This window comes from Buttiauxella sp. S19-1 (assembly GCF_022134725.1).
Lineage (GTDB): Bacteria > Pseudomonadota > Gammaproteobacteria > Enterobacterales > Enterobacteriaceae > Buttiauxella > Buttiauxella ferragutiae.
Genome location: NZ_JAHWLU010000044.1, coordinates 1 through 25,284 on the forward strand (window position 1 = coordinate 1; position 25,284 = coordinate 25,284).

23 protein-coding genes are annotated in these 25,284 nt (G+C 50.4%); 5 read left to right on the forward strand and 18 right to left on the reverse strand.

Annotated features, from left to right (window positions below):
- The 12 genes from MES37_RS11800 to lrhA form a co-directional block, all read right to left on the reverse strand.
- Positions 1-472: proton-conducting transporter transmembrane domain-containing protein (locus MES37_RS11800; RefSeq protein ID WP_273693960.1), on the reverse strand; the 472-nt coding region annotated here is incomplete at its 3' end.
- Positions 469-771, reverse strand: coding sequence for an NADH-quinone oxidoreductase subunit NuoK (gene nuoK / locus MES37_RS11805; RefSeq protein ID WP_034458791.1), 303 nt, complete (start codon positions 769-771; stop codon positions 469-471). The genes MES37_RS11800 and nuoK, both read right to left, overlap by 4 nt.
- On the reverse strand, positions 768-1,325 hold the full coding sequence (gene nuoJ, locus MES37_RS11810; RefSeq protein ID WP_064544827.1) for an NADH-quinone oxidoreductase subunit J: 558 nt from the start codon (positions 1,323-1,325) through the stop codon (positions 768-770). Before nuoJ ends, nuoK begins: the two co-directional genes overlap by 4 nt.
- Positions 1,326-1,337: 12 nt before the next feature.
- Positions 1,338-1,880, reverse strand: coding sequence for an NADH-quinone oxidoreductase subunit NuoI (nuoI, locus tag MES37_RS11815; RefSeq protein WP_064544825.1), 543 nt, complete (start codon positions 1,878-1,880; stop codon positions 1,338-1,340).
- A 14-nt stretch (positions 1,881-1,894) separates the two neighbouring features.
- On the reverse strand, positions 1,895-2,872 hold the full coding sequence (gene nuoH / locus MES37_RS11820) for an NADH-quinone oxidoreductase subunit NuoH (protein ID WP_064512669.1): 978 nt from the start codon (positions 2,870-2,872) through the stop codon (positions 1,895-1,897).
- On the reverse strand, positions 2,869-5,592 hold the full coding sequence (nuoG, locus tag MES37_RS11825; RefSeq protein ID WP_237931490.1) for an NADH-quinone oxidoreductase subunit NuoG: 2,724 nt from the start codon (positions 5,590-5,592) through the stop codon (positions 2,869-2,871). The genes nuoH and nuoG overlap by 4 nt, the downstream gene beginning before the upstream one ends.
- Positions 5,593-5,794: 202 nt before the next feature.
- Entirely contained in the window at positions 5,795-7,135 is a 1,341-nt protein-coding gene (gene nuoF, locus MES37_RS11830; protein ID WP_237931492.1) for an NADH-quinone oxidoreductase subunit NuoF, read from the reverse strand.
- The gene (gene nuoE, locus MES37_RS11835; RefSeq protein ID WP_064544821.1) at positions 7,132-7,632 is read right to left on the reverse strand and encodes an NADH-quinone oxidoreductase subunit NuoE; all 501 of its coding nucleotides are present in this window, start codon (positions 7,630-7,632) and stop codon (positions 7,132-7,134) included. The genes nuoF and nuoE overlap by 4 nt, the downstream gene beginning before the upstream one ends.
- Positions 7,633-7,634: 2 nt before the next feature.
- Complete coding sequence (gene nuoC / locus MES37_RS11840; protein WP_121815184.1) at positions 7,635-9,446, reverse strand: NADH-quinone oxidoreductase subunit C/D; 1,812 nt, start codon at positions 9,444-9,446, stop codon at positions 7,635-7,637.
- Between the two features lie 89 nt (positions 9,447-9,535).
- Positions 9,536-10,210 carry an NADH-quinone oxidoreductase subunit NuoB gene (nuoB, locus tag MES37_RS11845; RefSeq protein ID WP_034458804.1) on the reverse strand — a complete coding sequence of 225 codons (675 nt, stop codon included), beginning with the start codon at positions 10,208-10,210 and terminating at the stop codon, positions 9,536-9,538.
- 15 nt (positions 10,211-10,225) lie between these two features.
- Positions 10,226-10,672, reverse strand: a complete 447-nt coding sequence (nuoA, locus tag MES37_RS11850; RefSeq protein ID WP_064544817.1) for an NADH-quinone oxidoreductase subunit NuoA — start codon at positions 10,670-10,672, stop codon at positions 10,226-10,228.
- A gap of 839 nt (positions 10,673-11,511) precedes the next feature.
- Complete coding sequence (gene lrhA, locus MES37_RS11855; protein ID WP_064544815.1) at positions 11,512-12,447, reverse strand: transcriptional regulator LrhA; 936 nt, start codon at positions 12,445-12,447, stop codon at positions 11,512-11,514.
- Positions 12,448-13,457: 1,010 nt separating this feature from the next.
- Between lrhA and alaA the strand changes: the two genes are divergently transcribed.
- Both alaA and yfbR read left to right on the forward strand, forming a co-directional pair.
- Positions 13,458-14,672: an alanine transaminase AlaA gene (gene alaA, locus MES37_RS11860; protein WP_064544813.1), complete on the forward strand. Its 1,215-nt coding sequence runs from the start codon at positions 13,458-13,460 to the stop codon at positions 14,670-14,672.
- Positions 14,673-14,752: 80 nt separating this feature from the next.
- The gene (yfbR, locus tag MES37_RS11865; protein ID WP_064544811.1) at positions 14,753-15,352 is read left to right on the forward strand and encodes a 5'-deoxynucleotidase; all 600 of its coding nucleotides are present in this window, start codon (positions 14,753-14,755) and stop codon (positions 15,350-15,352) included.
- 225 nt (positions 15,353-15,577) lie between these two features.
- Here the strand turns inward: yfbR and MES37_RS11870 are convergent, their stop codons facing one another.
- The 4 genes from MES37_RS11870 to yfbV all read right to left on the reverse strand — a co-directional run bounded on the left by MES37_RS11870 (position 15,578) and on the right by yfbV (position 19,187).
- Positions 15,578-17,410 carry an SLC13 family permease gene (locus MES37_RS11870; RefSeq protein ID WP_064544809.1) on the reverse strand — a complete coding sequence of 611 codons (1,833 nt, stop codon included), beginning with the start codon at positions 17,408-17,410 and terminating at the stop codon, positions 15,578-15,580.
- 81 nt (positions 17,411-17,491) lie between these two features.
- On the reverse strand, positions 17,492-18,172 hold the full coding sequence (locus MES37_RS11875; protein WP_121815183.1) for a sugar phosphatase: 681 nt from the start codon (positions 18,170-18,172) through the stop codon (positions 17,492-17,494).
- A complete protein-coding gene (locus tag MES37_RS11880) occupies positions 18,165-18,659 on the reverse strand; it encodes a YfbU family protein (protein WP_064544804.1) in 495 nt (164 codons plus the stop codon). Before MES37_RS11880 ends, MES37_RS11875 begins: the two co-directional genes overlap by 8 nt.
- A gap of 72 nt (positions 18,660-18,731) precedes the next feature.
- Positions 18,732-19,187 carry a terminus macrodomain insulation protein YfbV gene (yfbV, locus tag MES37_RS11885; RefSeq protein WP_064544802.1) on the reverse strand — a complete coding sequence of 152 codons (456 nt, stop codon included), beginning with the start codon at positions 19,185-19,187 and terminating at the stop codon, positions 18,732-18,734.
- Positions 19,188-19,524: 337 nt separating this feature from the next.
- On the opposite strand from yfbV, the gene ackA reads away from it, so the two are divergent.
- The 3 genes from ackA to MES37_RS11900 all read left to right on the forward strand — a co-directional run bounded on the left by ackA (position 19,525) and on the right by MES37_RS11900 (position 23,889).
- A complete protein-coding gene (gene ackA / locus MES37_RS11890; RefSeq protein WP_121815181.1) occupies positions 19,525-20,727 on the forward strand; it encodes an acetate kinase in 1,203 nt (400 codons plus the stop codon).
- A gap of 134 nt (positions 20,728-20,861) precedes the next feature.
- A complete protein-coding gene (gene pta, locus MES37_RS11895) occupies positions 20,862-23,003 on the forward strand; it encodes a phosphate acetyltransferase (protein WP_064544798.1) in 2,142 nt (713 codons plus the stop codon).
- A 496-nt stretch (positions 23,004-23,499) separates the two neighbouring features.
- Positions 23,500-23,889, forward strand: a complete 390-nt coding sequence (locus tag MES37_RS11900; protein ID WP_064544794.1) for a hypothetical protein — start codon at positions 23,500-23,502, stop codon at positions 23,887-23,889.
- A 133-nt stretch (positions 23,890-24,022) separates the two neighbouring features.
- On the opposite strand, the gene yfcD is transcribed toward MES37_RS11900, so the two are convergent.
- A complete protein-coding gene (yfcD, locus tag MES37_RS11905; RefSeq protein WP_064544792.1) occupies positions 24,023-24,568 on the reverse strand; it encodes an NUDIX hydrolase YfcD in 546 nt (181 codons plus the stop codon).
- Between the two features lie 117 nt (positions 24,569-24,685).
- Positions 24,686-25,237, reverse strand: coding sequence for a phosphodiesterase (gene yfcE, locus MES37_RS11910; RefSeq protein WP_064544790.1), 552 nt, complete (start codon positions 25,235-25,237; stop codon positions 24,686-24,688).
- Positions 25,238-25,284 lie beyond the last annotated feature (47 nt).

A 25,284-nucleotide genomic window follows, 5' to 3' on the forward strand; every position in this document is an offset into this window, starting at 1 on the left:
AGTAGAAACCAATCAGCAGATACGAGCACAGACCCACGCCTTCCCAGCCGAGATACATCAGCAGCAGGTTATCGCCCAGCACCAGAACAACCATGCTTGCGATAAACAGGTTGGTGTAGGCGAAGAAGCGGGAATAGCCCTCTTCCCCACGCATATACCAGGAAGCGTACATGTGGATCAGGAAGCCAACACCCGTGACCACAGAAAGCATGGTCAGTGACAAACCGTCGAGGATCAGATTGAAGCCGATATTAAAATCGCCCACTGACATCCACGTCCACAACGGCTGGGTAAAGGCTTGTTGCCCGTTATTGAAGAAGTCGAACCCAACAATCGCCGTGACTAACGCGGACAGCCCAATCGAGCCGACCCCAACCGTGGCAGAAAGGTTTTCTGACCAACGACCACGCGAGAACGCCAACAACAAAAAGCCAATAAAAGGCAAAAGAATGGTTAACCAGAGAAGGTTCATCCACGCATCTCACTTACTGAATCGATATTCAGGCTCTGGCGACGACGATGGAGCTGCAGTAACAGTGCGAGGCCGATACTGGCTTCGGCAGCAGCTAAGCTAATCGCGAGTATATACATCACCTGACCATCAGCCTGGCCCCAATAACTGCCCGCGACCACAAAGGCGAGAGCCGCGGCGTTAATCATCACTTCCAGGCTAATCAGCATGAAAAGCAGGTTGCGACGAATCACCAGGCCAGTCAGCCCCAGTACGAACAAGATAGCCGCGAGGATAAGTCCATGTTGCAGCGGAATCATACGTGCTCCTCCGTTTTTCTTTTCACAGCCTGGTCAGCCTGGCGGTTGCTCAGCACTTCACCCGGACGGTCTTCACGACCCAGGTGGAATGCCACAACCAGACCCGCCAACAACAGCATCGAGGCTAATTCCACTGCCAGAACGTACGGTCCAAACAGTGCGATACCCACTTGTTTAGCACTGACGGAGGTACCGTCGATCCCCTGGTCATTAAGACTCAGAATCGCGTACACCAGCACCGAAAGCAGAATGGCTGACAAAATGCCAGGACCAATCCACAACTGCGGTTTCAGCCAGTTGCGCTCTTGTTCAACGACCGCACCACCGAGGTTCAGCATCATGACCACGAAAACGAACAACACCATGATGGCACCGGCGTAGACGATAATCTCAAGCGCTGCGGCAAAGTACGCTCCCAGCGCGAAGAACACGCCGGAGATAGCCAACAACGAGATGATCAGATACAGCAAGGCATGCACCGGATTGGTATGCGTGATCACCCGTAAGGTGGTCCCAACCGCGATGATTGCGCAAATATAAAAAGCGAATTCCATTGCCTTGCTCCTTTAAGGTAATAGGCCTTTGACGTCGATAGGCTTGGCTTCGTTTTCCGCTTCGCCCTTATCTTTGCCGTCGATTGCCATACCCGCCATCCGGTAGAAGTTATATTCCGGGTATTTGCCCGGACCGGAAATCAGCAGATCCTCTTTTTCGTAGACCAAATCCTGGCGCTTAAACTCACCCAGTTCGAAATCTGGTGTCAGCTGAATCGCCGTGGTTGGGCACGCTTCTTCGCACAAACCACAGAAAATGCAGCGCGAGAAGTTGATACGGAAGAACTCTGGATACCAGCGGCCGTCTTTGGTTTCTGCTTTTTGCAAAGAGATACAGGCTACCGGGCAGGCTACCGCACACAGGTTACAGGCAACGCAACGCTCGGAGCCGTCCGGATCGCGCGTTAACACGATGCGGCCACGATAGCGCGGCGGTAAATAGACTGGCTCTTCCGGATACATCTGCGTTTCGCGTTTGGCAAACGCGTGCAGACCAATCATCCAGATACTGCGTACCTGGGTGCCGAAACCAACCACTAACTCTTTCAATGTCATGGTTTTTTCACCCCTTATGGTGCCTGATAGAGAATGACCGCGGCGGTCACCAGCAGATTGACCAGTGTCAACGGCAGGCAAATTTTCCAGCCGAAGGACATTACCTGGTCATAACGTGGACGCGGTAATGCTGCACGGATCAAAATGAACATCATCATGAAGAACGCGGTTTTCAGCGCGAACCAGATGAACGGCGGTAACCACGGGCCATGCCAGCCACCAAAGAACAGGGTCACAATCAGGGCAGAAACAGTCACGATACCGATGTATTCACCCACGAAGAACAGGCCAAATTTCATGCCTGAATATTCGATGTGATAACCATCGGCCAGCTCTTGCTCGGCTTCTGGTTGGTCAAACGGGTGACGGTGACAAACCGCGACGCCTGCGATAGCGAAGGTCACAAAACCGAAGAACTGTGGGATCACGTTCCACAGGTTCGCCTGGTTATCCACGATATCGCCCATATTGAACGAACCCGCCTGCGCCACAACGCCCATCAAAGACAGACCGAGGAACACTTCGTAGCTGAGTGTCTGCGCAGAAGCACGCATTGCACCCAACAGTGAGTATTTGTTGTTACTTGACCAACCGGCGAACAGCACGGCGTAAACCGCCAGACCCGCCAGCATCAGGAAGAACAAAATACCAATGTTCAGGTCGGCAACCACCCAGCTTGGGCTGACCGGCACAATAGCAAAGGCCAGCAACAGCGAGGTGAAAGCAATCATCGGTGCCAGAGTAAAGATGACGCGGTCCGCAAAGCGCGGAGTCCAGTCTTCTTTAAAGAACATCTTGATCATGTCCGCGACTAACTGGAGCGAACCGCCCCAGCCCACACGGTTTGGCCCGTAACGGTTCTGGAACAGGCCCAGCAAACGACGCTCACCGAAACTCATGAACGCGCCGCATGTCACCACGACCAGCAGGATTACGACCGCTTTGAGAATGCTCAGCAGAATGTCTATAACATCCGGTGTTAACCAACTCATTGGCCAGCCTCCTGAAGATTTTCAAGACAAGCACCCGCCAGTACCGGAGCGATGCCAGGCATCCCCATCGGTAAACCTACCTGCCCTGCCGCCAGCCCTTCGGAAAGTTGCAGCGGCAGACTTAGCGTCTGGCCTTCATAGCTAAACGAAATCAGGCTACCCGCATTAACACCGAGTTTTGCAGCATCAGACGGATTAAGCTTGATGTACGGCTCAGTCATACGGCTCTGGAACACCGGAGAACGCTGGGACATTTCATCACTACCAAACAGATGGTAGTACGGCGCGATACGCCATTTCCCGTCTTCAGCGTGGAAGATTTCCGGCACATCAGTGAAGAAATCCATACCCGTTTCGGAGGCTTCAATCAGGCGCACACCCGGATCGCCGTGACGCAGATTGCCACCCACTTCGGCCTGGAATTTGTTCCATGCTTGCGGTGAGTTCCAGCCTGGTGCCCATGCGAATGGAATTTGCTGACGATTAGCCGTCGGGCTGTTGTTCCCTTCCATAGAGAAGGCGAACATGGTGTCTTTATCCTGCGGCTGACGCGGTTCATGCACGCTAATATTGGCGCGCATCGCGGTACGGCCACTGGAGCGGATTGGAGAACGCGACAGTTTCTGACCACGAATACGGAAGCTAGCATCAGGTGCCGCATCTTTAATTCCGGCCAGTTGTGGCAACGCTTTCACGCATGCATCGATAACATCATCTAACTGCGTCCAGTCCACTTCACGGCTTTCAACGGTGCTGTGCAGAGAATGCAGCCAGCGCCAGCTTTCGAGCATCACCACGGAGTGGTCATAGTAAGACGGGTCATAAACCTGGAAGAAACGCTGTGCGCGACCTTCGTTGTTAATCACCGTACCGTCACTCTCAGCGAAGCTTGCGGTGGACAGCACCAGATGGGCTTTGTCCATAATTGCCGTGCGTTGGTGGTCAATAACCATCACCAACGGCGCTTTGCTCAGTGCTGCATCAACGCGAGTTGCAGAAGCATGGCGATGCAGATCGTTTTCCAGCACCACTACCGCATCGGCAGCACCGCTTTCCAGTTCACTCAACGCTTCTTCAAGCGAGCCGCCGCCAATCAGACCGAGGCCAACGCTGTTTACCGCACGAGCCACCATGGTGATACCGACATCGGCACCACGGTCTTTCAGCGCTTTAGCCACGTTGGCTGCCGCCTGAATGACCGCTTCGCTACCGGCGTTAGTACCGGAAACGATCAATGGTTTCTTCGCACCCGCCAGCGCTTGCACAATCACGTCGACTTTGTTTTTCAGGTCGCGATCGAGTTCAACGGCTGGGGAATTGCTATCCAGCGCGTGAGCAACCGCAAAGCCCAGACGAGCCTGATCTTCAACCGGAGCGCGGTAAGTCCATGCTGCGATGTCGTCCAGACGAGTGCTGTCTATATTGGTGACAAACAGTGGGTGTTTAGCGTGCTGACCAATGTTGAGGATTGCGGCAATCTGCCAGTCAGCCACTTTCTGTGCCGCTGCCATTTCACGCGCTTTGCCTTTCACGGCCTGACGCACAGCCAGCGCAACACGCGCACCGGTCTGAGTAATGTCTTCTCCGAGTACCAAAACCGCATCGTAAGATTCGATTTCACGCAGTGCTGGAGTGTGAATGCCGCTTTCTTGCAGCACTTTGAGCATCAGTTGCAAGCGAGCTTGTTCACCCGTTGCAATACCGGTGTAGAAGTTGTCCGCACCGACCAGCTCACGCAGCGCGAAGTTGCTTTCAACGCTGGCACGTGGGGATCCGATACCGATCACTTTCTTCGACTGGCGCAAAATATCTGCCGCGCCCTGCATTGCCTGATCGGCATTCAGCGTGATCAGATCGTCGCCACGACGTTGGATCGGCTGACGTGGACGATCCTTCAGGTTGACGTAGCCATAACCGAAGCGGCCACGGTCACACAGGAAGTAATGGTTCACGGTGCCGTTGTAACGGTTTTCGATACGACGCAGTTCACCGTAGCGCTCACCCGGGCTGGTGTTACAGCCGATGCTGCACTGCTGGCAGATGCTTGGTGCGAACTGCATGTCCCACTTACGGTTATAACGCTCGGAGTGCGTTTTATCTGTGAATACGCCGGTCGGGCAGATTTCTACCAGGTTACCGGAGAATTCACTTTCCAGCGTACCGTCTTCAGGACGACCGAAGTAGACGTTATCGTGCGCGCCGTAAACACCCAAATCGGTGCCGTCAGCGTAATCTTTGTAATAACGCACACAGCGGTAGCAGGCGATACAGCGGTTCATTTCGTGAGAGATGAATGGGCCGAGATCCTGATTGCGGTGAGTACGTTTAGTGAAGCGGTAGCGACGGAAGCTATGGCCGGTCATCACCGTCATATCTTGCAGATGGCAGTTGCCACCTTCTTCACAAACCGGGCAGTCGTGCGGGTGGTTAGTCATTAACCACTCAACCACGCTTTCACGGAATTCTTTCGCTTCGCTATCGTCAATGGAGATAAACGTGCCGTCAGAGGCGGGTGTCATACAAGACATCACCAGGCGGCCACGGAGATCTTCTGCGTTTTGATATTGCTTCACCGCGCACTGGCGGCAAGCACCGACGCTGCCTAGCGCCGGGTGCCAGCAAAAATAAGGAATATCGAGGCCGAGAGACAGACATGCTTGTAGCAGGTTATCTGACCCGTTTACCTCATATTCTTTGCCGTCTACATGAATCGTAGCCATAGTCAGCATGCTTCCAGTTGGCCTGAATAATCTTCGTCTTTCACACTGCGACTGCGTTGGCTTCTCTCGCTCACCCTGGTCATTTAGTTAACTAAACTCCCAGGGATTCACTCCTTTGCCGCCTTGCCTCAGTGCGAAATTCTTGATTACTTTTCAGGCATTAATTATAAAATTTTATAACCTGCAAACTTGTTGTCAGGTGTTACCAGCGCGCTTTTAACAAGTTCGGCTGAATGCCCGTAATGGCACGGGTGTTACCGAAATCTTGTTTGGCAATGCCTGCTTCGAATTCTTCGCGGAAATATTTAATCGCGCTCTGCAATGGCTCAACCGCACCTGGCGCATGCGCACAGAAGGTTTTACCTGGCCCAAGGAAACGACACAGTTGCTCAAGTGTCTCGATATCCCCAGGCTGGCCTTCGCCACGTTCCAGCGCACGCAGTATTTTCACGCTCCACGGCAGACCGTCACGGCAAGGTGTACACCAGCCGCACGATTCACGGGAGAAGAACTCTTCCAGGTTACGAACCAGCGGCACCATACCAATTTCATGGTCTACGGCCATCGCCAGTGCGGTACCTAAACGGCTACCCGCTTTACCAATGCTTTCGAATTCCATCGGCAGATCAAGGTGTGATTCGGTCAGGAAATCCGTCCCTGCCCCACCCGGCTGCCAGGCTTTGAATTTCAGGCCATCGCGCATGCCACCAGCGTAATCTTCGAGAATTTCACGCGCGGTGGTACCGAACGGTAACTCCCAAACGCCTGGGTTTTTCACACGACCAGAGAAGCCCATCAGCTTGGTGCCAGCATCTTTGCTGGTCGAAATGCCTTGATACCACTCCACGCCGTTGGCCAGAATCGCTGGCACGTTGCACAGGGTTTCAACGTTGTTTACACACGTTGGTTTACCCCACACGCCGCTTGAAGCAGGGAATGGGGGTTTTGAACGTGGGTTCGCACGGCGGCCTTCCAGGGAGTTAATCAGCGCGGTTTCTTCACCACAGATATAACGCCCGGCACCGGTATGTACGATCAGCTCAAAATCAAAACCAGAACCGAGAATGTTTTTGCCCAGCAAGCCCGCTTCGGTCGCCTCAGCAATCGCGCGGCGCAGATGCACAGCCGCTTCGATATACTCGCCGCGCAGGAAGATGTAACCGCGGTAAGCTTTCAGGGCGAATGCAGAAATCAGCATGCCTTCCACCAACAGGTGTGGCAGTTGCTCCATCAGCAAACGGTCTTTATAAGTACCCGGTTCCATTTCATCGGCATTACACAGCAGGTAACGGATGTTCATGGACTCGTCTTTCGGCATCAGGCTCCACTTCAGACCGGTGGAGAAGCCCGCACCGCCGCGCCCTTTCAGGCCAGAGTCTTTAACACGATTAACGACTTCATCCGGTGCCAGGCCAGTCAGCGCAAGACGAGCACCCTCGTAGCCGTTTTTGCTGCGATATTCATCCAGCCAGACCGGCTGTTTGTCATCACGCAGCCGCCAGGTCAGCGGATGGGTTTCGGCAGTACGAATAACGGTTTTCATTTGTACTGCTCCAGCAAGTCAGGGATCGCTTCCGGCGTCAGATGGCTGTGAGTGTCCTCATCAATCATCATGGTCGGCCCTTTATCGCAGTTACCCAGACAGCAGGTTGGCAGCAGGGTAAAGCGACCATCAAACGTGGTTTGACCCGGTTTGATGTCCAGTTTTGCTTCGATTGCCGACTGAATGCCCTGGTAGCCCGTAATGTGGCAAACCACGCTATCGCAATAGCGAATAACGTGGCGGCCTACCGGCTGGCGGAAAATCTGGCTGTAGAATGTGGCAACACCTTCTACGTCGCTGGCTGGAATGCCCAGAACTTCAGCGATGGCATAAATCGCGCCGTCAGGCACCCAGCCACGCTGCTTCTGAACAATCTTCAGCGCTTCGATAGACGCTGCGCGAGCATCTTCGTAATGATGTTTTTCGTGCTCAATCGCATCACGCTCGAATTGACTCAGCTCAAAGGCTTCTGCCTGGGGTTGTTGTTTATCGTGCATAGTTAGCGATCCACATCAGACATTACAAAATCGATACTACCCAGATAGACAATCAGGTCAGAAACCAGGCTGCCGCGAATCGCCGACGGGATTTGCTGCAAGTGCGCAAAGCTCGGAGTACGAATACGGGTACGGTAGCTCATGGTGCTGCCGTCGCTGGTCAGGTAGTAACTGTTAATCCCTTTCGTCGCTTCAATCATCTGGAAGGATTCGTTAGCCGGCATCACCGGGCCCCACGAAACTTGCAGGAAGTGAGTGATCAGGGTTTCGATATGCTGCAGCGTGCGCTCTTTCGGCGGCGGCGTTGTCAGCGGATGGTCAGCTTTGAACGGGCCAGCAGGCATGTTTTTCAGACACTGGTCAAGAATGCGCAAGCTCTGGCGAAGCTCTTCAACTTTCAACATCACGCGGGTGTAGCAGTCACTGACGCCACCGCCGACCGGGATTTCGAAGTCGAAGTTTTCATAACCAGAGTAAGGGCGAGCTTTACGGATATCGAAGTCAACGCCCGTTGCGCGCAAGCCAGCACCGGTGGTGCCCCACTCCAGCGCTTCTTTCTTGCCATAGGCAGCAACGCCCTGAGAACGACCTTTCAGGATGGTGTTACGCAGCGCAGCTTTCTCGTAGGAATCCAGACGTTTTGGCATCCAGTCGAGGAACTCTTTGAGCAGACGTTCCCAACCGTTTGGTAAGTCGTGAGCCACACCGCCGATACGGAACCAGGCCGGGTGCATACGGAAACCGGTAATTGCTTCAACCAGGTCATAAATTTTCTGACGGTCAGTAAAGGCGAAGAACACCGGAGTCATCGCGCCCACGTCCTGAATAAACGTGGAGATGTACAGCAGGTGGCTGTTGATACGGAACAGTTCAGACAGCATGACGCGGATAACGTCTACACGTTCAGGAACCTTGATACCCGCCAGTTTTTCAACCGCTAACACGTATGGCATTTCGTTTACGCAACCGCCGAGATACTCGATACGGTCGGTATACGGAATGTAGCTGTGCCAGGACTGACGCTCGCCCATTTTCTCAGCACCACGGTGGTGGTAACCGATGTCCGGTACGCAATCGACAATCTCTTCACCGTCGAGTTGCAGAACGATACGGAATGCACCGTGCGCGGATGGGTGGTTTGGACCGAGGTTCAGGAACATGAAATCTTCATGCTCGCTGCTGCGCTTCATGCCCCACTCTTCAGGCTTGAAGGTCAGCGCTTCCATCTCGAGGTCTTCTTTCTGTTTGGTCAATTCAAACGGATCGAATTCGGTGGCACGCGCCGGATAATCTTTACGCAGCGGATGGCCTTCCCACGTTGGCGGCATCATGATGCGCGTCAGGTGCGGGTGGCCATTAAAGGTAATGCCAAACATTTCCCAGGTTTCACGCTCATACCAGTTGGCATTCGGGAAAAGTTTGGTGATTGTCGGTACATTCAGATCGTTTTCAGACAGCGCCACCTTGAGCATGATATCGCGGTTGCGATCGATAGAAATCAGGTGGTAGAAAACGGAAAAATCCGCAGCCGGTAAACCGTTGCGGTGAGTACGAAGACGTTCATCCATGCCGTGTAAGTCGAACAACATGACATAGGGCTTCGGAAGTTTCTTTAAGAAATCGACTGCTTCGAGTAATTGCTCTCGCTTAACCCAGACCACCGGAACACCAGTGCGGGTTGGCTGAACAGTGAAGGCATCCGGCCCAAAACGGTTACGCAGTTCGCCAATTACCGGATCATCTAAATGGTCACGGGTTTGCCAGGCTTCCTGGTTGGCATCATGCGCAGTTAAATCGGTCATAATTCTCACCATTGCAAATGGTACTGTGGTGACTGTCAGCAGTGGCTTCGCGCTAGTATTATTGATATGCGAAGTAAACTCACACTGCCCACAGGCGCATATTAAATCTCGTCTGGTGTCCGCAAGTTGGTGACAGCGATACGCTCGCCACGTTTACGTTCACGTTCTGACTGCATGTTGGCGCGATAAACACCTTGATCGCCAACAACCCAGGACAATGGACGACGCTCTTTGCCAATGGATTCTTGCAGCAGCATCAGAGCCTGCATGTAAGCTTCCGGGCGCGGTGGGCAACCAGGGATGTAAACATCCACAGGCAGGAATTTATCCACGCCCTGTACCACAGAGTAGATGTCGTACATGCCGCCGGAGTTAGCGCAGGCACCCATCGAGATCACCCATTTTGGCTCAAGCATTTGATCGTAAAGGCGCTGAATAACGGGAGCCATTTTGGTAAAGCAGGTTCCTGCAATCACCATCAGGTCGGCCTGACGCGGAGATGCACGCAGTACTTCGGCACCAAAACGTGCCACGTCATGAACCGCGGTAAACGAGGTCACCATCTCAACGTAGCAGCAAGAAAGGCCAAAGTTATAAGGCCAAATTGAGTTTTTACGCCCCCAGTTCACCATATCGTGCATGGCATGTTCGAGCTTGCCCATGTACACGCTACGGTTGATTTCTTGATCAAGAGGATCGGTTACGATCTCCTGTTTTTGCAGGGGGTAACGGTCGTTCTCACCGTCGGGGTCTATGCGGGTGAGCGTATAGTCCATCTTATTGCCTCATTTTTACTGCGTATGACGGTTAGTAATACTGTCGGTTTCTGGGTTGATATGGGCGCGACGCGAACGCGCGGGAGTCCAATCAAGCGCGCCAATGCGCACGAGATACACCAGGCCTGCCAGTAGCACAAAAATGAAAATTGCGGCCTCGACGAAGCCTACCCATCCGCTTTCACGAATAGACACTGACCACGCGTAGAGATACAAGGCTTCCACGTCGAAGATGACGAAGAACATGGCAACCAAGTAGAACTTAGCGGATAGGCGTAAGCGCGCTGTACCAACTGAGTCGATACCTGACTCGAAGGGAGTGTTTTTGTGCCGACCCTTAGCTCTCCCGCCAAGGAACCAGGCCCCGAGAAGCATTACGCAACACAGGCCTATGGCAACAATAAGAAAGACTGCGAACGCCCAATGGTGAGCGATAACTTCAGTGGATGTTGACATACTCATTGCTTACTCATCAAAAGTGGCGCCAAAGTCTCTGCTCTTGCTGGCAGATGAACACCACATCGATTCATGGGGAGGAACAATAAACCTTACAATAACTGCCGGAATCAAAACTTTACCAGCACATTGATGGGGTTTTTTACTCCTTTCTATAACCTTTTGTCAACTTTAACAAAAGTATCCACACATTAATTTACATGAAGCCAACTTCATTAACATTAAGTGCCTTAAAAGCTAGTAACGCCGAGTTATTAACTCGGTTTTAATGAAGGTGAATCGTGTCCGTTAAGGAGGAAAAAATTAACTGCTGCTCTATTTTGGCAGGATTTCTCAACTATTCATCCCCCCTATAGGGAGTATTTTCTTGATCTGAGACACGCTTCTGTTAATTCATATCAAAAAATGACAACATTGCAGCGTATTTTTTAACAATTAAACACGAGTTGATTAGTAGGCTAGCAGGAGAAGACAGGCGACAAAGAGGAGGTAAAGTAGATTGTTTTAAAACGTGTTTTTACAAAACCCCCGTCAACTTAACGTTCACTGATTAAAAAACAAGCCATTGAGACCCAAAAAGTGCTCAATGACCTGTTTTCGAATTTCATAAATTGTTACTAACAAACCCGTATGACGGCTACATCCCCTAAATAATTCGAGTTGCAGGTAGGCGGCAAGGGAGCAAATCCCCAGGAGCTTACTTGAGTAAGTGACTGGGGATTGTGACAAATCTGCCCGGAGCAGATTTGAACGCCGCTTGCGGCGGCCCCAAAGGGGTGAGGCTCATGGATGAGCCGAATAGTGCAGCCAACACCCCTGCTACTCGAATTATGACGGGGAATGCGTTACTCGAAATCGCCTTCCATCAACATGGTATCGCCGTCCTCGTCTGAGGAAACCACGTAACGATATGGATTCGGGTTGTTTTCCAGCGCACTGAAAATAGCCTGAGCTAAATCATTAGTGGTTTGTAAATTACGGCACAGCATGTATTGCGTATCAGGCATCGCTGGCAAACCATCGGCACCTCCAAGCACGCGCAGTTCTGGGCTCATCATTTCTACAGGCCGTGATGTAATCCCCAACCCGGCTTTTACCGCAGCGCGTACAGCAGAAAGTGTTGACGCAACATAAGCAATACGCCACGGAATGCGTGCAGCGTTGAGTTGTTCAATCATCATGTCACGGTACGGGCTAGGGTTATCGAGCACCACTAAAGGCACCGTTTCACCTTTCTGGAACACGTAATCAGCGGCGCAGTACCATAAAGTTGGCGAAGTCCGTAACACAATGGATTCAAAATGCGCAGGTTTCGAGGTCGTGACGACGAGATCCACTTCCTGCTGATTAAGCATTTCAACCATAAACGGATTACGTTTAACACGCACATCCAACGCCAATTTAGGGTACACCGAGCTTATCCGGTTAAGCAGAAACGGCAGGATGGTATCTGCAGTTTCATCAGATGCTCCAATCGTTAATACGCCCTGCAAATTACTAAACATTAGCGAAGTACAAGCTTCATCATTAAAACGCAGAATCTTTCGCGCATAACCAAGGAGCTGGATACCGTGCTCGGTCAGCAGTTTATTACGGCCATGACGGGCAAAAAGCTCTTTTCCTACTAACTGTTCAAGGCGCTGCATCTGCTGGCTTACAGCCGATTGAGTGCGGCAAACCGCAACGGCTGCAGCGGCAAAAGTATTCAGATCCGCTACGGCAACAAAAGTCCTGAGCAGATCGAGGTCGAGATTGAGTATCGGACGATTTGCGTTAATCATAATTTTTTCACTATCAGGTTGCTCTTACGAGTCTGCCTTAGTTTTATTGCTGTGATTTATCAAAAAGATAAAGCAATTCCCTTTTACAGAACGCCTCCCGAAGGGGAGCACCGTCATCCTGACAGCCGTTCTGACTTATTTATTTTTCATACTGCCAGAGGTACGCGAAGCAATAATGCAAAGCACGTATTTCTGGGATATTATACTGTCGTTAACAACATACAAACATTCGTCTTAACGTACTAGTCACTGAAATTAAAACTGAGTAATTATTGTAAATCCACTTCAGTACTGAGCTTTATTTATTCAACTCATAGCAGAAACAAGTGTAAACAGGATGGGGATTTTCTTTAAGTCACTTCATTGTACTGGCAATTGACACACTACAACGCAGACAAACCAACCCACCATAAAACATGGAGTTGCGTTATTTATACCGAAAACCACCTACCATTTTCAGTAGTGTATCTTACCGCAAAACACGCCATCCCATAACTTTTGTTGCGAATTATCCGATCTCATTCTCTTTTTTAATTCATTCATCAGTAGCTTATTCACAGAAATGTCCAAAATTCTACAAGCTAAAAGAGAAGCAATTTAACTATATTCCTTGTTTATATTAATCACATACTCGGTTATTTTTATATACATATTATTAACTCGCACTAATGCACTTCATTTAACCATAAGCATGAATATTCAATTTTCCTTAACTATTACTCAATATAATTCGCATCTCGGTCAGCATGACTGACTACACTCTATGCATTAACGCAGTGACTACCATGGCAAGTAACTCGATAACCTATATTTTCGGTCAATATTGATATGATTATCAACATATAATCCTGCAAAATCACTATTCAACAGCAATTTACTACCACTCTCAAAATTGAAGATTTATTACTATTTGGCGCTTCGATAACCTTCAAATCTGTGCGGCGCAGGAGTACATTGTTCCCTGGTCGCTTCCACGGCAGGAAGTGGCGCTAACATTTAAGGTCAGGTTCATGTCCCCAATCGAAAAATCCAGCAAACTTGATAACGTCTGTTACGACATCCGTGGCCCGGTTCTCAAAGAGGCGAAACGCCTCGAAGAAGAAGGAAACAAAGTCCTCAAACTGAATATTGGCAACCCAGCGCCATTCGGCTTTGATGCCCCGGATGAGATCCTTGTCGATGTGATTCGTAACCTGCCTACAGCGCAAGGGTATTGCGACTCGAAAGGACTCTACTCCGCACGTAAAGCCATCATGCAGCATTATCAGGCACGTGAAATGCGGGATGTGACGGTTGAAGACATCTACATCGGTAACGGTGTATCTGAACTTATTGTTCAATCTATGCAGGCATTGCTTAACAGCGGTGATGAGATGCTGGTCCCTGCGCCTGATTATCCTTTATGGACCGCCGCAGTTTCACTATCGAGTGGCAAAGCTGTTCACTATTTATGTGATGAGTCGTCCGACTGGTTCCCGGACCTTGACGATATTCGTTCTAAAATCACACCTCGTACCCGCGGTATTGTGATTATTAACCCGAACAACCCTACCGGTGCGGTCTATTCCAAAGAACTGCTGCTGGAAATTGTTGAAATCGCCCGCCAGCATAATTTGATTATTTTTGCGGATGAAATTTACGACAAGATTCTGTACGACGAAGCCCAGCACCATTCAATTGCAGCACTCGCGCCAGATCTGCTGACAATTACCTTTAATGGTTTGTCGAAAACTTACCGTGTTGCCGGTTTCCGCCAGGGCTGGATGGTTCTGAATGGGCCGAAGAAACACGCGAAAGGTTATATTGAAGGGCTGGAGATGCTGGCGTCAATGCGCCTGTGTGCCAACGTTCCGGCACAGCATTCCATTCAAACCGCACTTGGCGGTTATCAAAGCATCAGCGAATTTATTGCACCGGGTGGGCGTCTGTATGAACAGCGTAACCGGGCATGGGAATTGCTAAACGATATTCCCGGGGTGTCATGCGTGAAACCACGCGGTGCGCTGTATATGTTCCCTAAAATTGACGCTAAGCGCTTTAATATCCATGACGACCAAAAAATGGTGCTGGATTTCTTGTTGCAAGAAAAAGTGCTGTTAGTTCAAGGAACAGCGTTTAACTGGCCGTGGCCTGATCATGTGCGTATCGTGACTTTACCGCGCGTTGATGAGCTGGATATGGCTATCAATAAGTTTGGTCGCTTCCTCGGTCATTACCACCAGTAATACCCACGGGGGGAGATGTTTGCATCTTCCCCCGACTCCCCGCACAATGGTTTTCTTTGCAGTAGACCCCGAGTGTACCCATGAGCCAGAGCCATTTCTTTGCCCACCTTTCACGTCTGAAATTAATCAATCGTTGGCCACTGATGCGCAATGTGCGTACCGAAAATGTTTCGGAGCATAGTCTACAAGTCGCGATGGTTGCTCATGCCTTAGCCGTGATCAAGAACCGAAAATTTAACGGGCAGGTTAACGCTGAGCATGTCGCACTCTTAGCGATGTATCACGACGCCAGTGAAGTGCTGACCGGTGACCTGCCGACTCCGGTGAAATATTTCAACACGCAAATAGCCCACGAATACAAAGCTATCGAGAAAATTGCGCAGCAGAAATTGATCGATATGGTGCCAGAAGAGTTACGCGATATTTGGGCACCGCTAATTGATGAACATCAGAGCAGCGAAGAAGATCGCGCCATCGTCAAACAGGCTGATGCGCTATGTGCGTATCTGAAATGCCTCGAAGAACTCTCTGCGGGTAACAATGAATTCTTGCTGGCAAAAAGCCGACTCGAAAAAACGCTGGCGGATCGCCACAGCGAAGAGATGGATTACTTCATGAATGTGTTTGTGCCAAGTTTCCAGCTTTCGCTCGATGAGATTAGCCAGGATTCGCCGCTTTAACTCTGGATATTGCGCCCTCACCCTAACCCTCTCCCCCAGGAGAGGGGATCATTCGGATTGGTGCTCCTCCTCACCCAGGAGAGGGAATCATTCGGATTGGAGCTCCCCCTCTCCCTCAGGGAGAGGGAATTGTCCGGATTGGTGTTCCCCCTCCCCCAGGAGAGGGAATCATTCGGATTGGTGCTCCCCCTCTCCCTCAGGGAGAGGGTCGGGGTGAGGGTTGTTTTAGAATGGAAACAGCATCGGCACCATCACCACACTCACCACCATCACGATGACGGTAAATGGCACGCCCATCTTCACAAAATCACTGAACTTATAGTTCCCCGGCCCCAGGACCAGAGTATTAACCGGTGAAGATACCGGAGTCATAAATGCCGCAGAGGCTGCAAGCGCCACAATCATCGCAAATGGATAAGGCGAGACGCCCATCGTTTTTGCCGCCGCTAACGCAATCGGTGCCATCAGAACCGCCGTTGCCGTGTTCGAGATAAACAGACCAATCGCGGCGCACATAACGAACAGGCAAACCAACATCAGGTATGGGCCATAACCCCCACCCATCTGCATCAGCCCGTTAACTATCAAATCCACGCCACCGGTTTTTTGCAGCGCAAGTGCAAACGGCATCATCCCGACAATCAAGATAATGCTTGGCCAATGCACCGCTTTATAAGCACTTTCCATGTCGATGCAGCGGAATTTGCCCATCAACAAACAAGCGATAATCGCCGCAATGGTATTAGGGATTTCGTCAGTCAGCATCAGGGCAACCATCAGCGCCAGGCAGAAAATCGCGTGGGGAGCCTGGCTGTGAGCAGGTGATGCCTCCCCCTCTTCCACTGGCAAATTGAGTACCAGAAAATCTCGGCCTTTTAGTTGCAGCTGGCTAATCAGTTTCCAGTCACCGACCACCAGCAAAATATCGCCCAATTGCAAAGCTTCATCTACCAGCAGACCTTCCAGCGCTGCGCCATTGCGACGCAACCCGACAACGTTCAATCCGTAGCGTGTACGGAAACCTATTTCGCGCAGCGTTTGCCCAATTAATTCTGATTCCGGGATAAGCGACACTTCCGCCATGCCAACATCCAGCGCCTGGTCCGAGAAATACTCGCCGCGCAGTATCATCGGCTCCAGCATTTGCTCGCTACAAAACTCACGCAGATCGACTTCAGAAGCCGACATATCGATTAGCAAAACGTCGCGAGCGCGGAATTCGGTGACGCCCGTAACATTAACGATAACCTTGCGGAATTTGCGCCAACGCTCAAGGCCAATCACGTTTGCGCCATAGCGCTCACGCAGCTTTAAATCATCAAGACGGCGACCAACCATCGGTGAGCCAGGGCGAATCGCCAGACGACGCGCGCGTCCGGTTAGCCGATAATCTTTAATCAGATCGCGAAACGTGCGGCGTCGCCAGTGTTGTTTGCCGTCGTCTTTTTTCTGCCCGTTTAACGCAAAGCGTGCGATAAGCATGTAGCCGATGCCCAACAGCAAAATAACCAGACCGATTGGCGTAACACTAAAGAATTGAAAGCCCTGCAAACCTTCGCGCAACAGTTCGCTGTTCACCACCAGGTTTGGCGGAGTCGCGACCAGCGTCATCATGCCGCTTATCAGCCCCGCAAAACTCAGGGGCATCATTAAGCGCGACGGTGAAATTTTCATGCGCATTGAAACGCTGAGTACTACGGGGATAAAGATCGCCACCACACCCGTCGAGCTCATAAATGCGCCCAGTCCGGCAACGGTTAGCATCAGCAAAACCAGCATTTTGGTTTCACTGCTGCCCGCCACATCCACCAGCCAGGAGCCCATTTTGGTGGCAACGCCGGTGCGCACCAGGCCATCGCCAATAATAAATAACGCAGCAATCAGAATAACGTTGGGGTCGCTAAAGCCCGAGAAGGCTTCGCTAAGAGTGAGTGTCCCGCTAAGGACAAAAGCGATGATAACCAGTAATGCGACCGCATCCATACGTACTTTACCAGTGGCGAACATCACCACTGCAATCGCTAAGAGTGATAAAACCCAAACCAGTTCTGAGTTCAAAACAATTCCTTATGTAGTTGTCTCAGGGGGATAAAATTTTGCCATAAAAAAGCCCCGCTATCGCGGGGCTAAATCATGTGTTCAGTGTTTTCTAAACACTTCGACGGTGCCATCAGACAACTTTTGAACCAGAAGCTCAGTCAGTGAATGCAACACATAATCGACATGCTCAAGGCGTGGCGTATCTACTGGAGCATTAACGGCTATCACATGGCAGCCCGCGGCTAAACCCGACAACACGCCAGCTGGCGCGTCTTCGACCACTACGCACTCTTCTGGCTCGAGGCCAAGCAGTTGCGCACCGAGCAAGTAGGCATCAGGCTCTGGCTTCCCACGAGCAACACGTTCAGCGGTGACCAGCACTTCGGGCTTAGGTAAACCACCCGCAGCACGACGAGCAGACGCTACCGGGTATGAACCCGAAGTCACGATAGCCCACGGAATGCCCGCTTCGTTCAAATGAGCCAGCAGCTCAACGGCACCAGGCAGCGCCACAATGCCGTCGGTGTCTTCAGACTCGATTTTTTCAAGACGCAAAAACTCCTGCTGAATCTCTTCTTCAGGCGCGCCCGCCATAAAGTGACGTAACGAAGTGATCGCCTGTTTACCATGAATGAAACCTAAAACTTCCTGTGGCGAAATATCGAAGCGCTTTGCCCAGTTAATCCAGGCTCGTTCGACGGCTGGCAGAGAATCAACCAGCGTCCCATCCAAATCAAACAAGAAACCTTTGCACTTCACTACGCTTCTCCCCTCAGGCATTAATAATTTGCGCGATCTCGTTCGCACTTAAATGGTACTGACGTGGGCAAGACTGCCAGACTTTTAACATACGCTGATATTTTTCCCACATTGGGGTCTGCGCATTGAAGCCATGAGTGCCCGCATCAAAATGAGCATAACGGCCTTCTATGTTCACCATAAAGCGAACATAGCCCAGGAAACGCGCTTCAGTTGCTGCATCAAAACCAAGGAAAGTCACACGACGCTCGTCGATTTCCTGGTTGTCTTTCAGGTTAGTCCAGGAGACATGCAGAGCGTGATACATCTCCATGATATCGATAACTGTGCGGCAGGTTTCTTCCGTCAGCTCACCGAACTCCCGATCCAGTTCGCGCATTTGTAGGCCGTAACCGCGCTCGATGATCGTTTGCAGGCGACGATAACGCTCGGCGTTGTCCGGGTCGAGCATGGTCATCATTTTGTACTGATTAGATAAAATCAGACGCTGGGCGTTAGTCATTTCCATTTCTTAGCTCCTGTTGCGCAGGATTAATCCTGCGAAAAAATATCCTTCTTTATATGCGTAACGGCAGGGACTTTACAAATCATCCAGAAAAGTTTTATCCAACTGCTTGAACGCACGTTTCAAAACTTCTGCCAGCGCCTGGTAGTCTGGCTTGCCTTCGATTGGCGCCAGCGCCTGCCCAGCTTCCTGCAATTTGCCACGGACTTCGTAGAACCAGCTCAAAATGGATGGCGGAAGTGGCGTCACGGAACGTTTACCTAACCACCATAACCCCTGCATCGGCAGACTACAGGCGAATAAAGCGGTGGCAACGGCGGGGCCAAGTTGGCCGCCAAGGGCAATTTGCCAGGTCAGCGTAAACACAGCGAGTGGAGGCATAAAGCGGATGGCAAAACGCGTGGCGCGGATCACACGGTTTTCTACAAAGATAGGCGCGAGGCGTTTATCAACAGGCCAGGTCTTTGAATAGTGTTGTCCACGGCTGAACAGACTAAACCAACTTACATGGCTATTTTGGGGTGTTGACATGGCTTTACCTCAACTTCACATATAAAAAATAAAATTTTTGTGCAACTTAACAACTCTAAATTACATGGTTCAAAAACTTTTGTCTTTAGCCATCGCAATCAGGTATCCTGTGCCGGCCTTTGACGGCCATAGAAGGGAAACCGCAGGTTGTCAAATTTTTGCTCTGTTAGCCATCGCCGAATAAACGTGCAAGATGGCGTAAACATTAGAGTATTTATTCGCCATGCCAAAAAAAACGCTTCTGGCATGACGTTAATCATAAATGTCAGGCTCATCATGCGCTACGCTGAGAGACTCACTGACGTTTTTTTAGCCACGTATAAAAGTAGGTACTTCCATGTCGAGTAAGCTAGTACTGGTTCTGAACTGCGGTAGCTCTTCACTGAAATTCGCAATTATTGATGCGTTAAACGGTGATGAGTACCTCTCTGGTTTAGCCGAATGTTTCCATCTTCCTGAAGCACGTATCAAGTGGAAAATGGATGGCGGTAAACAAGAAGCGGCTTTGGGCGCAGGCGCCGCTCACAGCGAAGCTCTGAACTTTATGGTTAATACCATTTTGGCACAAAAACCTGAATTGTCCGAGCAGCTGACTGCTATCGGTCACCGTGTTGTTCACGGCGGCGAGAAGTACACCAGCTCCGTTGTTATCGACGAGACCGTGATTCAGGGTATCAAAGATACTGCTTCTTTTGCACCACTGCATAACCCGGCGCACCTGATCGGTATCGCAGAAGCACTGAAATCCTTCCCTAAACTGGCTGATAAAAACGTTGCTGTGTTTGACACCGCGTTCCATCAGACCATGCCAGAAGAATCTTACCTCTATGCTCTGCCGTACAAACTGTACAAAGAGCACGGCGTTCGTCGCTACGGCGCACACGGCACCAGCCACTTCTATGTGACTCAAGAAGCCGCAAAAATGCTGAACAAGCCAGTGGAAGAAGTGAACATCATCACTTGCCACCTGGGCAACGGCGGTTCTGTTTCTGCTATCCGTAACGGCCAGTGTGTTGACACCTCTATGGGTCTGACTCCACTGGAAGGCCTGGTAATGGGTACTCGTTCTGGTGACATAGATCCTGCGATTATCTTCCACCTGCATGACTCCCTGGGCATGAGCGTTGATGACATCAACAAAATGCTGACTAAAGAATCTGGCCTGTTGGGTCTGACTGAAGTCACCAGCGACTGCCGTTATGTTGAAGATAACTACACCACTAAAGAAGATGCTAAACGTGCAATGGACGTGTTCTGCCATCGCCTGGCGAAATACATCGGCTCTTACACTGCGCTGATGGAAGGTCGTCTGGACGGCGTTGTGTTCACTGGTGGTATTGGTGAAAACGCAGCAATGGTACGTGAACTGTCTCTGGGCAAACTGGGCGTTCTGGGCTTTGAAGTTGACCACGAACGCAACCTGGCTGCTCGTTTCGGCAAATCAGGCTACATCAACAAAGAGGGTACCGTTCCTGCGATGGTCATTCCGACCAACGAAGAACTGGTTATCGCTCAGGATGCATCTCGCCTGACCGCTTGATTCTCCTTACCGCCAGCCTTCGCTGGCGGTGTTGTTTTCTGAACCCTGAAAGGGGCTATACCCAAAATAATTCGAGTTGCAGTCAACACCCCTGCAACTTGAAGTATGAAGGGTAAAGACAAAGAGGTTATACCGTGTCCCGTACTATTATGTTGATCCCTACCGGAACCAGCGTCGGCCTGACCAGCGTCAGCCTTGGTGTTATCCGTGCTATGGAACAAAAAGGCGTTCGCCTTAGCGTTTTCAAACCTATCGCCCAACCGCGTACCGGTGACGATACTCCAGATCAAACCACCAGCATCGTGCGTGCAAACTCCAGCATCCCTACTGCTGAACCGCTGCACATGAACCACGTTGAGTCGCTGTTGTCCAGCAACCAACAAGACGTGCTGATGGAAGAGATCATCGCCAACTTCCACACCAGCAGCAAAGACGCTGAAGTGGTTCTGGTTGAAGGTCTGGTTCCGACTCGTAAACATCAGTTTGCGCAGTCTCTGAACTACGAAATCGCAAAAACACTGAACGCTGAAATCGTCTTCGTCATGTCCCTGGGTAACAACTCCCCAGAGCAGATGAAAGAGCGTATCGAACTGGCTCGTAGCAGCTTCGGTGGCAGCAAGAACACCAACATCACTGGCGTTATCATTAACAAACTGAATGCCCCAGTTGATGAGCAGGGTCGTACCCGTCCCGATCTGTCCGAAATTTTTGATGACTCCACAAAAGCGAGCATCGCTAATATCGATCCTAAATCCCTGTTTGCTGACAGCCCGCTGCCAGTTCTGGGTTGTGTGCCGTGGAGCTTCGATCTGATTGCCACACGTGCAATCGATATGGCGCGTCACCTGAACGCAACCATCATCAACGAAGGCGACATCAAAACTCGTCGCGTGAAGTCTGTAACCTTCTGTGCGCGCAGCATCCCGCACATGCTGGAACACTTCCGTCCGGGTTCTCTGCTGGTCACTTCTGCAGACCGTCCAGACGTGCTGGTTGCCGCGTGCCTGGCCGCCATGAACGGTGTAGACATCGGTGCAGTTCTGCTGACTGGTGGCTACGAAATGGACCCACGCGTCACCAAACTGTGTGAGCGTGCATTTGCCACTGGCCTGCCGCTGTTCATGGTTGATACCAACACCTGGCAGACTTCCCTGAGCCTGCAAAGCTTCAACCTGGAAGTCCCAACTGATGACCATCAGCGTATCGAGAAAGTGCAGGAATATGTGGCAAGCCACATCGATGCAGACTGGATCGAGTCTCTGACTGCAACTTCAGAGCGCAGCCGTCGTCTGTCTCCTCCAGCGTTCCGCTACCAGCTGACTGAACTGGCGCGTAAAGCCGGTAAACGTGTTGTGCTGCCGGAAGGCGAAGAGCCACGTACCGTGAAAGCGGCATCTATCTGTGCTGAACGTGGTATCGCAACTTGCGTACTGTTGGGTAACCCGGATGAAATCACCCGTGTTGCAGCAGCACAAGGCGTTGAGTTGAGTGCAGGCATCGAAATCGTTGACCCTGAAGTGGTTCGCGAAAGCTACGTTGCACGTCTGGTTGAGCTGCGTAAGAGCAAAGGCATGACCGAAGCCGTTGCGCGTGAGCAACTGGAAGACAACGTAGTGCTGGGTACATTGATGCTTGAGCAAGACGAAGTTGACGGTCTGGTTTCCGGTGCTGTTCACACCACCGCGAACACCATTCGTCCACCGTTGCAGCTGATCAAAACTGCACCAGGCAGCTCTTTGGTTTCTTCTGTGTTCTTCATGCTGCTGCCAGAACAGGTTTATGTTTACGGCGACTGCGCGATCAACCCGGATCCAACTGCTGAACAACTGGCAGAAATCGCCATTCAGTCTGCGGATTCCGCTGCTGCATTCGGTATCGACCCACGCGTTGCAATGCTGTCCTACTCCACCGGGACTTCTGGTGCAGGTAGCGACGTTGAGAAAGTACGTGAAGCTACACGTATTGCTCAAGAAAAACGTCCTGACCTGGTTATCGATGGTCCGTTGCAGTACGACGCCGCAGTGATGGCTGACGTTGCTAAGTCCAAAGCGCCAAACTCACCGGTTGCGGGTCGCGCTACCGTGTTCATCTTCCCAGACCTGAACACCGGTAACACCACCTATAAAGCGGTACAGCGCTCAGCAGACCTGATCTCCATCGGGCCAATGCTGCAAGGTATGCGTAAACCAGTCAACGACCTGTCTCGTGGCGCACTGGTAGACGATATCGTTTACACCATCGCTCTGACGGCGATTCAGTCTTCTCAACAAGACTAAGTCTTTAAGAGAAGCAAAAAGGCCGCATTGATATGCGGCCTTTTTTATTGGTTCTTCCCCACTGCACATCACATACAACGACTGTCCATTCGTTTCATCTCGCGCAAATTTACAAAAAATTACATATTAATTCTACTAATACACTTTTATAGTATGGATATTGTAATAGCACTTTTTGCACAAAAAAGAAATTCAGGCTTTTAAAGCAAAGTGCCACTCATTGCTAATCACCAATTCTTACCCATCACTATTTATGACAAAAGGACATTGTGACTATGCGGAAAAAATACAACGACAATATTTTATTGTTATATTTAACCTATGTCATTTCGAGCTTAACATTTTCAGGTTGGTACTCCTTTACGCCAGGCGTTGAGAATCCAAAACTAACGTTTATTGCCCTGTTTTTTATAATAGGTGTTTTTTACACAATCAAAAACATCATAAAATTTACCCTCTGGATGTTCACAGACTAATAAACCAGGAATAGAACCATATGGAAAACAGCAACCGAATGACGAAAATATGTGTTGTTTGCACACCCAGTTTTTCAATATGTTTTAACCCTATCATGATGCAAGGCAACGCGTTATCTCATTTTATCGTCGACCACAATGAATACATATATTCATTACGTAAACAGGTTGAAAGCCTTGATCTGCCATGGCTAGTCGAGTCAGACACGACCTATGCTGACGCAAAAGAAATCGAGCTTCAGGGCTTCGATATTATCGTCGTCATTCCAGGTTTGAAATTTATGTTTGCCCGCAGAGGGTTTGATAAGAAAAAGATAATCCATCTGGACTATTTTAGTTACTCGACAAAAAACGTGCATGTGGCAATCAGAAGAATTAAAGAAGTTATTAATTCGAGCGGAGCACTGTAGTGTTATTGTAAATACGGGGAAGAGGTAATAAGTAAAAAAACATTCGTACCATTAACGTAATGTGTATTTTTCTACACTCACCCCGGAATTAACTTCCGGGGCAGGTCTCGCAGAAAACAATATCAGAAATGAATTATTCCGCAGCAGCGGTGTGCTGAGATTCATTCTTAGCGTTGCGGGTCATCCATAATGCCAGTGCTTTTAAAGAGTCTGGCGTGAAGTCGTCACAGCGAGCAGTAATCTCTTCTGGCGACATCCAGCACACTTCGCTGACTTCTTCTTCCTGCAACGCGAACGGGCCATGCGAAACGCAGCTAAACAGGCTTCCCCATACGCGGCAATTGGCATCTTCAAAGTAAAACTGACCATGCTCGGCAAACGGCACACCCGCAATACCCAGTTCTTCTTCAGCCTCGCGGCGAGCAGAGTCCAGTAATTGCTCGTCGGCCTGAACCACTCCACCTGCAGTGGCATCCAGCATACCAGGCATAAAATCTTTAGTTTCGGTGCGTCGCTGCACCAAAATTTTACCCATACCGTCATGCACAACGATATAGGTCGCGCGATGACGTAAACGCTGTGCGCGCATTTGCTCACGGCTTGATTGCGCAATGACTTCATTGTCTTCATTGACAATGTCTACCCATTCCGTGCCAACAAAATGACTCTGTTCCACCATCGGGGAAACCTTATTCAGGGCGCTCTTATGGCGCGTAATGGTTATACCCGTCATCCTTCAAGCTGCAGGGGTGTTGGCTGCAACTCGAATGCTAACGGGTCTAATTTTTAAGGTAAGTTACGGGGTAATCTCCACCTGTGCAATAACCCCATCGTTATTCAGTGCGTGAACGCTCAGAACACCATCGTTTAGCATGCCGTAACTCGCTTCGAACCCACCTTTTGGGATACTTACCGAACCTGGATTGAATAGATAAACCGTGTCTTGTTTTTCAGCCAATGGTAAATGAGTGTGGCCAAAAACCAGCACGTCATTTTCTGCCAGCGGCGGCAGTTTGTCAGGATTATATAAATGACCATGCGTCACAAATAAACGCTGGTCAGCCATTAAAATCTGTTGCCAGGGGGCGGTAATCGGAAAATGTAGCAGCATCTGATCGACTTCGCTGTCACAGTTCCCGCGTACCGCAATAATTTTATCCGCAATGCTGTTAAATCTCTCAGCAACAGCACCTGGATTATAGCCCGCCGGTAAGGCATTACGCGGCCCGTGATTCAACACGTCACCGAGTAATATCAGCCATTTAGCACCGCTACGTTCAAAGTGCATCAACACTTGTTCTGTCGCGGGTAGCGAACCATGAATATCCGAGGCAAACATTAGCTTCATAAAACCACATTCCTGTTAATGATAAGCAAATTTATCATAACGAATTA